14 protein-coding genes are annotated in these 13,659 nt (G+C 40.1%); 6 read left to right on the forward strand and 8 right to left on the reverse strand.

Annotated elements, in window-relative coordinates:
- Nucleotides 1-176 precede the first annotated feature (176 nt).
- Nucleotides 177-1,214, forward strand: coding sequence for a c-type cytochrome (locus FK178_RS02260; RefSeq protein WP_146830587.1), 1,038 nt, complete (start codon nt 177-179; stop codon nt 1,212-1,214).
- A 114-nt stretch (nt 1,215-1,328) separates the two neighbouring features.
- Here FK178_RS02260 and FK178_RS02265 read toward each other — a convergent pair whose 3' ends face one another.
- From FK178_RS02265 to FK178_RS02280, 4 genes are all read right to left on the reverse strand, one after another.
- Nucleotides 1,329-2,981: a bifunctional metallophosphatase/5'-nucleotidase gene (locus tag FK178_RS02265; RefSeq protein WP_146830589.1), complete on the reverse strand. Its 1,653-nt coding sequence runs from the start codon at nt 2,979-2,981 to the stop codon at nt 1,329-1,331.
- Nucleotides 2,982-3,059: 78 nt separating this feature from the next.
- Nucleotides 3,060-3,479: a DsrE family protein gene (locus tag FK178_RS02270; RefSeq protein WP_146830591.1), complete on the reverse strand. Its 420-nt coding sequence runs from the start codon at nt 3,477-3,479 to the stop codon at nt 3,060-3,062.
- A 2-nt stretch (nt 3,480-3,481) separates the two neighbouring features.
- On the reverse strand, nt 3,482-3,919 hold the full coding sequence (locus FK178_RS02275) for a DoxX family protein (RefSeq protein ID WP_146830593.1): 438 nt from the start codon (nt 3,917-3,919) through the stop codon (nt 3,482-3,484).
- Nucleotides 3,920-4,035: 116 nt separating this feature from the next.
- Nucleotides 4,036-4,440 (reverse strand): hypothetical protein, encoded by a 405-nt coding sequence (locus FK178_RS02280; protein WP_146830595.1) that lies wholly within the window; start codon nt 4,438-4,440, stop codon nt 4,036-4,038.
- Nucleotides 4,441-4,558: 118 nt separating this feature from the next.
- On the opposite strand from FK178_RS02280, the gene FK178_RS02285 reads away from it, so the two are divergent.
- Both FK178_RS02285 and FK178_RS02290 read left to right on the forward strand, forming a co-directional pair.
- A complete protein-coding gene (locus FK178_RS02285; protein ID WP_146830597.1) occupies nt 4,559-5,929 on the forward strand; it encodes a hypothetical protein in 1,371 nt (456 codons plus the stop codon).
- Between the two features lie 15 nt (nt 5,930-5,944).
- A complete protein-coding gene (locus FK178_RS02290) occupies nt 5,945-7,195 on the forward strand; it encodes an MFS transporter (RefSeq protein ID WP_146830599.1) in 1,251 nt (416 codons plus the stop codon).
- A gap of 372 nt (nt 7,196-7,567) precedes the next feature.
- On the opposite strand, the gene FK178_RS02295 is transcribed toward FK178_RS02290, so the two are convergent.
- The 3 genes from FK178_RS02295 to FK178_RS02305 form a co-directional block, all read right to left on the reverse strand.
- Nucleotides 7,568-8,962: an MBL fold metallo-hydrolase gene (locus tag FK178_RS02295; protein WP_146830601.1), complete on the reverse strand. Its 1,395-nt coding sequence runs from the start codon at nt 8,960-8,962 to the stop codon at nt 7,568-7,570.
- A 216-nt stretch (nt 8,963-9,178) separates the two neighbouring features.
- Complete coding sequence (locus FK178_RS02300; RefSeq protein WP_146830603.1) at nt 9,179-9,628, reverse strand: OsmC family protein; 450 nt, start codon at nt 9,626-9,628, stop codon at nt 9,179-9,181.
- A gap of 54 nt (nt 9,629-9,682) precedes the next feature.
- Entirely contained in the window at nt 9,683-9,901 is a 219-nt protein-coding gene (locus tag FK178_RS02305; RefSeq protein WP_146830605.1) for a hypothetical protein, read from the reverse strand.
- Between the two features lie 239 nt (nt 9,902-10,140).
- On the opposite strand from FK178_RS02305, the gene FK178_RS02310 reads away from it, so the two are divergent.
- Together FK178_RS02310 and FK178_RS02315 are read left to right on the forward strand one after the other, a co-directional pair.
- Nucleotides 10,141-10,698, forward strand: a complete 558-nt coding sequence (locus tag FK178_RS02310; protein ID WP_146830607.1) for a YeeE/YedE family protein — start codon at nt 10,141-10,143, stop codon at nt 10,696-10,698.
- A gap of 4 nt (nt 10,699-10,702) precedes the next feature.
- Nucleotides 10,703-11,116 carry a DUF6691 family protein gene (locus FK178_RS02315; RefSeq protein WP_146837400.1) on the forward strand — a complete coding sequence of 138 codons (414 nt, stop codon included), beginning with the start codon at nt 10,703-10,705 and terminating at the stop codon, nt 11,114-11,116.
- A 60-nt stretch (nt 11,117-11,176) separates the two neighbouring features.
- Here the strand turns inward: FK178_RS02315 and FK178_RS02320 are convergent, their stop codons facing one another.
- The gene (locus FK178_RS02320) at nt 11,177-11,632 is read right to left on the reverse strand and encodes a DUF1801 domain-containing protein (RefSeq protein WP_146830609.1); all 456 of its coding nucleotides are present in this window, start codon (nt 11,630-11,632) and stop codon (nt 11,177-11,179) included.
- A gap of 360 nt (nt 11,633-11,992) precedes the next feature.
- On the opposite strand from FK178_RS02320, the gene FK178_RS02325 reads away from it, so the two are divergent.
- Nucleotides 11,993-13,633: a TldD/PmbA family protein gene (locus FK178_RS02325; protein ID WP_146830611.1), complete on the forward strand. Its 1,641-nt coding sequence runs from the start codon at nt 11,993-11,995 to the stop codon at nt 13,631-13,633.
- Nucleotides 13,634-13,659 lie beyond the last annotated feature (26 nt).

The raw sequence follows: 13,659 nt of genomic DNA on the forward strand, positions 1-13,659 counted from the left end.
AGTTCAATTTTTTGCGATTTCTGTGGTATATGTAACATATGTTACCCGGTAATTATAAAAGAAAATTTATGTTTGTTACAGGGATTTTAAATTCCTGATTTAAAACATAATAGGGTGGAGGTAAAATTTCAAAATATTCGCTTTGCCTTGTTCAGTTTGTCGCAAATTAAATCGTAATGAATAAATTCTCAAGCCTCGTAAAATCGGTGACCTACTTGTTTGGGGCAGTAATTGCCCTTATTATGGTGGTTTTTATTGGTGTTTTTATATACCGGGAAAACCCGATGCTTTTTATTAAAAATAAAGTTGCTGAAACATTCGAGGTATGGGCACCGCGCGATATCGAACTTGCCCTTGCCACAGGTTTTGGCAATAATGAGGTAGAATACGGGTATCATTTGATAACTGATAGTCCCAATAGGATGGGCCCCGGGGCTGAAGATCCAAAAATGAGATATGCAGGCAACAATCTTGCCTGTGCCAACTGTCATCTGGAAGCCGCTACCAAGCCGGGATCTGCTTCGTGGATAGGTATTACGGAACGTTTTCCGCAGTTCAGCAACAGGTCAAATAAGGAGAGTACCCTGGAAGACAGGATAAACGGCTGTATGGAACGTAGTATGGACGGGCAAAAACTTCCGGATGATTCCAGGGAAATGAAAGCCATTCTTGCTTATATGAATTGGCTTAGTAATGATGTTCCCCCAGAGCGGAAGGATGAATATAAAGGTTTCCCCAAAATTAATTTGCCCGATGTTGCCGTTAACCTGGAAACCGGCGCAGCTTTATACCGGGTTGAATGTGCCAGCTGCCACGGAAATAATGGCGAAGGTATTAAAAAGCCAGGATCTCCTAATGGGTATTTGTACCCACCCCTTTGGGGTGAAGACAGTTTTAATGACGGGGCGGGTATGCACCGAGTTATTACAGCAGCCAGTTTTATAAAAGGGAATATGCCGTTTGGAGAAGCCACCCTGGAAAATCCAAAATTGACTGATGAGGAGGCATATCATCTTGCAGGATATATTAATAGTTTTAAAAGGCCTCAAAAAAGAAATAAAGAAAATGATTTCCCGGACAGGAAATTAAAACCCGTATCAACCCCTTATGGCCCCTGGGCCGATGATTTTACAGAGCTTCAACATAAGTACGGTCCCTTTCAACCCATTATGGACTTTTATAAAGAAAAGCATAACCTGAATAAAACCCAATAAGATCCTAGGAGGACATGGATTTAGAAAAGTGACAGATATCTTTCTTCGGCTATCAAAAAAAACCTCTCACCGCTTTTTACATTGAGAGGTTTAATTTTTCTATTAATCTAATATTTACTGGAACTTGTAATCTGTCCCGGGAACAGTAGAAAATGAGTTTTGGCCTAAATAATCGCAATAGGCACGTTTATCAAGTTTTGGAGCCACCGGGGAATTCTTTTGCAAATATTCCTCAACGACTTCGTGAATAGTATAATCCTTAACCTCAATATCTTTTACATTAGGCATTCGGCAAAGGTTATCTTTAGGATCGCCGGGGCGAACACAGGCTGAAATTGTATAATACTGGTCATCCTTCATTTCCTCACCTTTTACTTTAACAGATTTAATGCGCTCTCCCTTTGGATTCTGGGAGTTAAAATCAACTTCCATCCCTGAAAAACGCACCAGCCAGCCGCCAAATCTCTCGGTTGAAACCTGGGCAAATGCATTGTGCATTTCCTTTTCCAGCCAGTTCTTGATTTGTTTTCCGGTTGCCTTTCCGGTTTTAACTTTTTCGTCTACCGGAATTAAATTCCACAAGTTTGCGCGGGTAATAGGAGCGGGTTTTCCATCTACCGGCACAACAGGGTTTCCAAACCTAAAACCATTGGAAATGGATATGTCTGCTCCTGTCTTCCATCTGGCAGCATCGGTGATCATATTATCCATTGGATTTTCAACTGTAAGATATCTGTAAATAGGTGTATTGGTATATCCTACAACGGTTTCCAAATGTTCCTTATAGGGTGCTTTGGCTTTTTCCACAAGTTCAGCGATTAAAGGATCTGCTTTATAAACCTCGGGATCAACGTCCATAAGTTCATATTCCTCTCTTACTATTTTTCCGTTTAAAAAGTAAAGGTCCAGTTTCCCTACAAAGGACCCAAATGCTCCCGGCTCGGTCACTTTTGCATATTTTCCCTCTATAGGCTTACGTATACGTTCGTGGGTATCATTCCCCAAAATATATTCAACATCGGCCACTATTGGGTTGTTGGACAGTTCCACCTGCTTAAAGATCCCAATATGGGTTACCAGGAAAAGCGCGTCTACTTTTTCTTCGTGTTTTACCTTTTTAATAAGGTCTTTTACACTGTCATCTATTCCGCTAAAATTGATCCCTTCGCTAAAGATTGGATTCTGCCGAATGGGAACATCGGGGTCATTAATCCCTATAAAACCAAGTTTTACTCCACCAATTTCCTGTATCCAGTAAGGTGGGAAAAGTTCCTTTTGATCCTCCTCATGGTACATATTTTGGGCAATAACAGGGGTTTCAAATGCTGTCATTACCTCCATCATCACATCCTTCCCATAAACCACTTCCCAGTTACCCGGAATTATCAGGTCAAAATCCATATTTTTTATAATATCGGGAAAAATTGATCCCTGCGATAAGGCCGCATAACCACTTCCCTGTATAAGATCCCCGCCATCTACTATAAACGTATTGGGATTTTTAGCTTTCTCTTCTTTGAAAAGTGTCTGGATATGTGCCAGGCCCCCTCTTTCTTTAAAAACTATACTGTCATTTTCCCAGAAAAGTTCCAGGTGAGGATCCAGCTGCCCGTGAATATCGGCGGTTTGTAATAAGGTGATCTTTACGGTATCCTGAGCTTGTGTTTTCATTTGGTCTCCATTTTTACCGGTCATTTGCTGGCAGGAACTAAAAATTCCCATGACTAAAATTGAAAGAGCCAAAAGCCCTGCTTTTTTAATTTTCATATTTTTTATTGTGTTTTCAGTGCTTCTATGCAATTTGCATTTCCTCACTGTTTTAAATAATATTTTGGCCTATAGAATTTAAAGTCCTAAACTGTAATATCCTTTTTTCTGAAGCTGAAAATTATACAGGATCCCGTTTTCAACGACCTCAAATTCCGCCGGAATTTCCCCGGCATCAACTCCGAATTTTTTCATTGAAAATCCGCAGGCAATTAACTTAACGCCCGCTTCTTTGGCCTCAGTTAAAAAATCTTTCATTTTCTCCTTATCTGTAAGTAAGGTAATATCCTGGCCGCATATAATTGCCTGGTAATCCCCGAAATTTTCTCCGTCTTCCTCTTTTAAGGATCTGGCAGTAAGAATAATAGGTTTTAATTGGTCTACTTTTTTAGTAAGTACAACATAATTGTTCTGTGTATTTATAGTTTCCTGTGCATTTACAGGATTTGTTATCAACATTAGAACAAATGCAAGGCTGCTTAAAAATAATGTTTTCATAGTTATTTAATTTTTTGACCCAGGTCTGCCTGTGCCGGTTTCATAATTTTTTGTGAGTTAAAGTCATTGAGTATAAAGAACAGGAGTCCCCCCATGATGGCAATATTTTTAAAAAGGGGTCCAAGGGAATTTATTTGTCCCACCTGTACGGTAATAGTAATGGGTATTAATACCAGTCCCAGGATTGCCGCCGCATAACGGGTCCTGAAACCAATTAAGAGGGATATTCCCGCCAGGAGCATTACGATCCCGGATAGGATTACAAGATATTCAGGATTACCTACTGCATAGGCCATCCCCTTTAAACTTGCCTTATCCATTTTATTTACGGTTCCTTCTACATTCAATAGATGGTTGGATCCTGCCACAAGAAATATCCCGCTAAGCATTATCCTAAGTATTCTTATTGAAGTATTGGTAACCAAAATCTGGTTTTTCATTGAATAGAGTTTATTGAGTTTTAATTTGGATCCTGCGCAGTGCTATACTTTACGGGAAACAATAGATTTAAAATTTTTCCGGAATCTTATGTCATCCGGCAATCAATAATTATTATCTAAACAATTTTGGGAGGGGGGTAAAAACGATCCCTGAAAATTTTTGGGGGTGTTGGAGAGGTATAAGGGTAATGCTGAAAAGTATGCTTAACAAATATATATTCCCATTGCACTTCTTCAAAATGAAATGGGGCATTGCAAAATGAATCTATAGCAATGGTTAAAGAGGGTGAAGCCGGTAATAGGTCAGCCAAAACACCATTTTCATCAAAACCCGCTTTTTGCTTTTCACAAAACGGATTCACATAGGACATCTCACCGGAATCCAGAATAAAACCAAGTACTTTGGAATCCATCATCAGGAATTTTCCGAAGAAAACAAAAGCGAAAAAAATTGCTATGTAAGGTTTTAGATCCATTGTGAGGCCAAATATAAAATTTGAGAACGATAAGAACTGTGACATTTGTTACATAAGGGAATTTTATGCAGATTATTAAATGATGAGGAACGTAACTTTTGTTACTGAAACTGAAGTAAGGTTTAAGGACTTTTGCATCTTAATTTATCCATAATCCTACTTCATGACTTTCCGAGATCAACTACTCATTATTTTATTTTTAAATATAAGCTTTGCCGGTTTTCCACAACATGACCCTGTTTCAGGTGATTCAGAAACCGGGCAACTAAAAGATATTTTCACCAATGCACACCTGCACGGCCATTTTCGTAATTATTTTATGAGCACCCATAATAAAGGGGAACTAAAGGATTATTATACAAATGCCACCGGGGGTGCTATTGGGTTTACCACAGGAAATTATAAAGGCTTCGAGATTGGGGTAAAAGGGATCTTTACTTACAAGACCTTTGGAAACGATCTGGGAATGGAAGACCCCGTTACCGGAAAAAATTCAAAATGGGAATATGAGCTGTATGACGTTTTAAACCAGGGAAATTTCCGCGACCTTGATCGTCTGGAAGAGCTATTTCTAAGATATCGCTTTGGAAGCTCGTATGTGAGTTTTGGAAAGTTAGAGACCGAATATACCCCGCTGCTCAATCACAGTGATGGCAGAATGAAACCTTTTGCACACAGGGGCGGTTGGGCTCATTTGAATTTGACCCCGCAACACCAGGTAAATCTGGGTTGGTTGAGTGGGATCTCACCACGGGCGACTACAGAGTGGTTTTCTATTGAAGAAGGGATTGGCCTTTTCTATAATGGATTCCAGCGAAATGGTGAGCTTGCTGAATACCATGAACATTATCCGTCTTCGGGCATTGGGATCGCCAACTACAACTTTCAGCATGAAATTTTTAAGTTGAAGTTTTATGATATTTATATAGATAAATTCCTCAATTCTGCCTGGGCTGAAGTGGGGGTAGATTTTAATAATTTTAATCTGGGCCTGCAGTATGTATATCAAACACCTTTATCCTATAATGGGGACTTGCACTATGAGAACAGGTATATACAACCAGATGAGAATGGCCAGGTGTTAAGTTCACAGTTGGGTTGGAAAAACGACCGACTAAATTTTGCTTTTGCCTATACGCATGCATTTGATTCAGGGCGGTTTTTATTTCCCAAGGAATTGGGGCGGGATCATTTTTTCACCTCCATACCACGGTCGCGTTTGGAAGGGCTGGGGAATGTAAATGTATATACCGTGAAGGCAGCATACCTGCCCGTAAAAGATCTCCATCTTGGAGTGGAACTGCAGCAGATCAAGGGGGCCGATGCCGGGGTTTTTAAATTCAACAAATATAATGTAGATGAATCCTTTCAGGTAAATTCACACGTGCGCTACGATGCCTCAGGATTTTTCAAAGGTTTAAGTTTTGATTTGTTATGGGTGTATCGTGAAAATCAAAATATGCTGGACGCCCAGAGCATTTTTAATAAAAGCAATTTTAATCAGCTCAATTTTGTAACTAATTTTTACTTTTAATCCATAACCGGCACTATGGAAAAAATACACCTGGGATTAAAAGAGAACTGGAAGCAATTTACCTTACTGGTACTTGTGAATGCCTTTGTAGGTGGTATGGTAGGCCTGGAAAGAAGTATCCTTCCGGAAATTGCCGAAAAGGAATTCGGCATTGCCGCCACCAGCGCTATTCTTTCTTTTATTGTAGTATTTGGGATCGTAAAAGCCATCTCCAATTATTATGCGGGGGCATTGGCAAACCGGTTTGGCCGACGCAATCTACTTATTCTGGGGTGGGTGTTCGCTATTCCAATTCCATTTATTTTAATGTATGCTCCCAACTGGAATTGGGTTATTGCGGCCAATGTCCTGCTGGGGATAAACCAGGGTCTTGCCTGGTCCAGCACAGTGGTAATGAAAATTGATCTGGTAGGCGAAAAACAACGGGGGTTTGCAATGGGACTCAACGAGTTTTCAGGTTATATCGCCGTGGCATTAATTGCATTTCTAACCGGTTATATTGCATCTGAATATGGCCTGAGGCCTTATCCTTTTTATTTGGGAATTGTTTTAATGGTGCTTGGGCTATTAACCAGTATTTTACTCATAAAAGATACACGGGGGCATGTAAAAAAAGAGGAGGGAATTAGTAAACACGCACCTCTTAAAAATATTTTTTGGGATACCACCTGGAAAGATAACACTCTTGGTTCTGTTACCCAGGCGGGACTTATAAATAACCTGAATGACGGGATGGCCTGGGGCCTTTTTCCTATCCTGCTGGCCGGTAAGGATTTTAACCTTGAACAAATAGGAATTGTAACAGCAACATACCCTGCAGTATGGGGGATGGGGCAATTATTCACAGGAAAAATGGCCGATAAATTTTGCAAAAAAGATATGCTTTTTACCGGTATGCTGTTACAGGCAATTGTCTTAATTGCGCTGGTTTGGGCAGAGAGTATGTTCCAATACGTGGCATTATCGGCATTGCTGGGTTGGGGCACCGCAATGGTATATCCTACATTTCTGGCAACTATTGCAGATAATACCCACCCGCTGGACAGGGCCAAAAGCATTGGGATCTTTAGGTTGTGGCGGGATCTTGGATATGCTGTTGGGGCAATCTTAACCGGTGTTATATCAGACCTTATAAGTATTGAGGCTTCTATAATAGTTGTGGGATTGCTTACCTTATTTTCTGCAGCGATCATTTATATAAGAATGAAATGCGGAGAAGGAAGTTCTGTAAGATTATATTCTCTTTTCAGCCGGAATTCCTGCTAGATCCTCTTAATTAAATTTACCTAAACCAGCTTAATTCTTCACCTATCCCTATAATAAGTGTAGGACCCGTTTGTTTTTATTTTCCAAATGCTGCCCTTAGAAACACCAATTCCTTACCCACTTTTTTGTTTCTGCGGAAGGATTAAATCACTTCAGTAAACCTGGGAATACTAGAAATGATGACCCGGGTATATAATTTGTATAATCCAGTTTTCTTCTGAAGAATTTATCGTTCCCCAAATTATTTATGATGAGGTTGAGGTCTTTACTTATATCACTAATGTGGGGGATGCTCTATAAGTGGATAGCATAAAAAAATCCCGGCAACTTTGCAGTTGCCGGGATTTTGAATTATTGGGAAATGTACCCTGATTAATATGTAACCACAGGTTCATTTTTTGCCATCCATTCGCTCATTCCGCCTGGATATACTTTCACATCTTTTACACCGTTGCGGGCAAGTACAGATTCTGCAATTGCAGCCCTTGCACCACTCTGGCAATGTATCACAACATCCTTATTCTTATCAATTTTAGAAATATGATCCTGAATGGTTCCTACAAAAATATTTTGAGCCCCTTCAATATGGCCTTCCTTAAATTCTGAAGCACCACGCACATCAATTACCTGTACGCCATCTTTATCTAAATAATCCCTGAATTCATCAATATTGATCACTTCAGTTTTTTCAAGAGAGATCCCCATATCATTCACATTGGAAATATATCCAAGGATATTATCCAGGCCTATACGCATTAGTTTTCGGGTAAGATCTTCCATTTGTTCATCACTTGCCACAAGAATGAATGATTCCTCATAATTAAGGATCCACCCTGCCCAGGTTGAAAAGGAGTTATTTCCCTGTATGTGAATAGTATTAGGTATATGTCCCTGAGCGAACTCATTCTTATCCCTGGCGTCTATAACTTTTACCCCTTTATCATAAGCAGCTTTGAACTCGGCAGGAGAAAGCTTTTTATGTCTGGGAACTGTGGTAAGTAACGGACGGTCTACTTTGTTAAGTTTTTTCATCATAGCAAAATACTTTGGAGGCTCTGGTTGCCCATCCAGTAAGTAGTCTACAAATCCTTTCTTATTATCCTTATACTGGAAGGCCCAGTTACGTATCAATTCATACCCCACTGTGGTACTTGGTACTGCGCCAAGGGCTTTGCCACAGGCAGATCCTGCACCGTGCCCCGGCCAAACCTGAAGGTAAGGTGGAAGGTCACTGAATTTTTTAATTGATTTGTACATATCTTCGGCTCCCTTATCCTGGGTGCCTTTCAATCCCGCTGCTTTTTCCAAAAGATCAGGACGACCTATATCTCCCACAAAAACAAAATCTCCCGTAAACACCATCACAGGTTCTTTGGTGGCAGGATTATCTGTCAACAGAAAGCTAATACTTTCCGGAGTGTGTCCGGGAGTATGCATTACTTCCAGGTTTAGATTTCCCACTTTGATGGAATCTCCATCTTTTAATCCTATATGGTCAAATTCATAGCTCCAGTCCGGTCCACCTTCATCAGAAAGAAACATCTTAGCACCTGTAACCGCGGCAAGCTCACGGGTTCCTGCAAGAAAATCGGCATGGATATGAGTTTCGGTAACGTGGGTGATGTTCAGGTTATTTTGTTTGGCAATATCCAGGTAGGTATCAATGTCGCGCTTTGCATCAATTACAATCGCCTCTCCTGTCTTTTGACATCCTATTACATAGCTGGCCTGGGCCAGGGATTTGTCATATACGTGTTGAAAAAACATAATTAGTATTTTTAGTTATTTAATATTTTCGAATTTCCTGAGGCAAAAATAATACAGGATTAAAGGTTTTACAGTAACATTGGTTACAATGCTCACCTTATTTGGATATAAATTCATTTTAAGCCTGCAAGATAAAGCCTTTGCTTATTATTTTCCTAAATAGCAGGATCCCGCAATTATTACAAGCACGGGATCCTCAAAAATAATTGGTAGGTGTTATACAGCTAAAACTTCTTCCACAATTACCTGTGGTTTAAGAATGATCTCTGAAGTTATTGAATTAGAAATAAGGCAAGCCCTTTCAGCTTTGATAATGATCTTTTCTGCTTTCTCGCGGTCTGCTTCAAGTGGAATAGTAAGCACCGGTTCAAGCAAAACTTCGCTCATTAAAAATTTTCCTTCCAGCCGCTCAAGTTTCCCTTTTGCAGGGCAGGACAGGTTTATGAAATTAAGGCTGGAATTTTCTGCAATTGCAAGAAAAGTAGTCATAAAACAACTGCTTACCGCTGCGGTAAAAAGATGTTCCGGGGACCAGATTCCCGCCATTCCTTTGGGAAATTCGGGGGGAGTGGCAACTTCTATTGTTTGGTTAAGCTCCGGGGAAGAAATTTCTCCTTTTCTGTCGCTTTTCCAGCTTAGGTCAACGTTATATAAATGTGCATCCATTGGTAAAGTATTTATTTATTGATCATGATTTTTCAAAATTAGAGGGAAAAAGGATCATATTGTATGATCTTGATCAGGTTCTGTAGCACAGGACCCGTTGGAACAATTCCCTCCGGCACAGCCAAAGGCAAACAATCCCATTGAACCCAGGTAAGTGCCAATAAGCATTCCAACCCATTCCCCGTTTAAACCTGCCTGTATTCCCATCAAGAGGCCTATTACTAAAAAGGCCACTCTGGTAAAATTCCAGCCGGTTAATATTCTTTTTTTCATTTCAGCTAATTGTTTGTCAAAAATACTTTATTGCCAAAACTGGTACTGTTACAATTGTTACCAAATGGTTTGTGGTAAAATTTAAATTTTCAATTTGAAACTCAGTGTAATTTAAGCCCGTTGGAGCAAAAATATCTATTCAAAATGTTGATTATTAAATAAGTAGAATGTTCCTGTAACAAATGTTACAGATATGAACCTTAAAACTCCTTTTCTTTGCAGTTGAAAAAAATAGTTTTATGGAATGGATTTTAGAGCCGTGGCCCTGGTATGTGGCCGGCCCGTTAATAGCAGGAATTATGTTCTTGCTGCTATTTACAGGTAAGAATTTTGGGATGTCCTCAAACCTGCGTACTATGTGTACTATAGGAGGAGCAGATAAGGTTGCCGATTTTTTTGATTTCAACTGGAAATCTCAAAAATGGAATCTTGTAGTGGTATTGGGAGCAATTATAGGTGGGTTTATTGGTGCCAACCTTTTAAGTACCAGCACAGCTGTTGATATAAATCCAGATACGGTTGAGATTCTTGAAGGCTACGGATTTGAAAGCGCGGGTGAGGCTTATCTCCCGGCAGAATTGTTTGAGCTTGAAGCTTTGACAGATCCTAAGGCAATAATAATTTTATTAATTGGAGGGATACTTATAGGTTTTGGTGCGCGCTATGCGGGAGGATGTACCTCAGGCCACGCGATCTCGGGGCTTAGCAATTTACAATTACCTTCTCTAATAGCCGTAACCGGATTTTTTATTGGTGGCCTGGTAATGGTACACCTGCTTTACCCATTAATATTTTAAGATGATGAAATTATTGAAATTTTTATTTATAGGTATCATTTTCGGGATCGTGATGTATAAGAGCGAAGCCGCTTCCTGGTTCAGGATTTTTGAAATGTTCCAGTTCCAGTCCTTCCATATGTATGGCATCATAGGATCTGCCTTATTTCTGGGAGTTGTTGGGACTTATCTTATTAAAAAGAAAAATTTAAAAGCTATAGATGGAGAACCCATCACCTTTACCCCAAAAGATAAAAGCTTTAGCCGTTATATGTACGGGGGAGTTATTTTTGGTCTTGGGTGGGCACTGGCAGGGGCTTGTCCGGGTCCTATCTACACCCTCATAGGTGCGGGTTATATTTCAATTTTCGTCGTTCTGGCAGGGTCCCTTATTGGCACTTTGCTTTATGGAATCTTCAGGAAGAATTTACCTCATTAATTACAACCTCAAATTATATTTAAAAGCACCCGCAAGGGTGCTTTTTTTATAACAAAAAGATCAGGGTTTTGTAACCCCTTCATATTTGGCGATCCATTCCCCGGGGGTCATTTTTTTACAAAGTTCCCCTATAAGTTCAAGTGGAATATCATTGGTTTTTTTAAAACGAATACAGCTTTTCCCCATATCTGGTTTTGATTTGCAATATTTGGGATATTCTTCCTGAAACCAATCCAGCAGTTTATCATCGGCATATAAACCCATATGGTAAAGGCCTATAAAGTTCTTTTGAGACGCGATATTTAAAAAAGGTAAGGGCATGCTGGGATCGCAATGATATCCCGCGGGATAATTGCTGTGTGGTATTACATAACCTATCATTCCGTAATTCATGGTCTCCTCAAAACCCGGGGGTAAGTTAGTTAGGATAGTTTGCCTCAATTGAGCCATTGCTTCCCGCCGGTCTTCAGGAATTTTAGAAATATAATCCTCGGGAGAATTGGCATCTATCTTCATAAACAGCTAATATTATGTTCTTTAAATGTACATCAGGTAATTGAATAATTGAATATCAAACAATTAAAAAAACGCTTGAATAATGTTTTTCTTGCCTCGGTATGTAATTAAGTTGAAATTGAGGAATGGCGCTCTCTGAATTGCCTCACTTACGGAAATTCCCAATTTTGAGAAATTCAGGGGATTTTCGAATTATTTTATTATTTTAGGTTTTTATTAAGATTATAGGCTCCTCCCTAACTTAAACATTGTCCCAATATTTAATTTTAGGATAATTATTCAGGATAGGTATCCACATACCATCGTGGTGCAGGCTCTTTTTATTATGTATTCATTTAATCAAATAACAGCATATCTTTTATGGAAAGAAGAAAATTTGTTCAATTAGCAGGTTTAGGCGCCGGTGTAATGATGATGCCTTCCCTTCTGCTGGGAAATAATATTCCGGTAGAAGCAATGCTGGACCCAGGAATGGACGTTGCCGTCAAAAAAAGACTGGCAGATGTTGCCCTTAATACTGCAAGATCCCTAGGAGCCTCCTATGCCGATGCAAGAATTGGCCGCTACCTCAATCAGTTTATTTCAACCCGGGAAGACAAGGTGCAAAATGTAGTGAATACAGAATCGTTTGGAATAGGTATTCGCGTGATAGCCAATGGCACCTGGGGTTTCGCTTCAACCAATGATGTGACCGAGGAGGGAATAAAAAAAGCCACCAACCAGGCCGTAGCCATTGCAAAGGCAAATGCTATTATCCAGAAGGAGCCGGTTAAACTTGCCCCGGTAGAATCTTATGGAGAAGTTTCCTGGAAAACTCCAATTAAAAAAGACTTCAAGGAAGTTCCTGTTTCTCAAAAAGTAGAATTGCTGCTCAAAGCCAATGCTGCAGCTATGGACAATGGAGCTAATTTTGTAAACTCTAACCTGTTCATGGTAAATGAACAGAAATATTTTGCTTCTACAGAAGGTTCTTATATAGACCAGGATATTCACCGTATCTGGCCAACATTTGGAGTAACAGCCATAGACCGGGCGGCCAATAAGTTCAAATCCCGTGATGCCCTAAGCGCTCCAATGGGAATGGGGTACGAATATCTTGACGGTCTTGCTTCAGAAAAACTTGAAGGCCCAAACGGACTTACTTTATACCGAAATTCCTATGATATTGTGGAGGATGCAACCCTGGCTGCCAAACAGGCGAAGGAAATGCTGAAGGCCAAATCTGTAGAACCGGGCAAATATGACCTGGTACTGGAACCAAACCATTTAGGATTGACAATTCACGAATCTGTAGGGCATCCTCTGGAACTTGACCGCGTTCTTGGTTATGAGGCCAATTATGCAGGAACCAGTTTTGCCACGCTTGATAAATGGAGAAGTGGTGACTTTAAATATGGTAGTGATATTGTAAATCTCGTGGCAGATAAAACCCAGCCGGGCTCTCTGGCCGGGGTGGGATATGATGATGAAGGGGTGAAAACAAAACAATGGGACCTTGTGCGCAATGGAGTGCTTAAAAACTACCAGGCCATAAGAGACCAGGTACATATGATAGACCAGAATGAATCTCATGGATGCTGTTATGCCCAAAGCTGGAACGATGTTCAGTTTCAACGTATGCCAAACGTTTCCTTAGAACCGGGCAAAGACAAATACTCAATTCATGAAATGATCAAGGATGTAGAGAAAGGGATCTATATTGCAGGAAGAGGTTCTTACTCTATAGATCAACAACGCTATAACTTCCAGTTTGGAGGTACGGTTTTCTTTGAGATAAAAAATGGTGAGATAGTAGGTATGCTGGATGATGTTGCTTACCAGTCCAATACCCAGGAATTCTGGAATTCCTGTACAAAGATCTGTGATGAGGGAGATTACCGTATGTTCGGATCCTTCTTTGACGGGAAAGGCCAGCCTTCACAGGTGAGTGCCGTTTCTCATGGAAGCTCCACTACCAGGTTTGATGGTGTAAATGTGATCAACACAGGCCGAAGCGTTTAATAATTGTTTCACTAAAATCTTAAAAT

Origin of the sequence: Antarcticibacterium arcticum (assembly GCF_007993795.1) — a bacterium.
Lineage (GTDB): Bacteria > Bacteroidota > Bacteroidia > Flavobacteriales > Flavobacteriaceae > Gillisia > Gillisia arctica.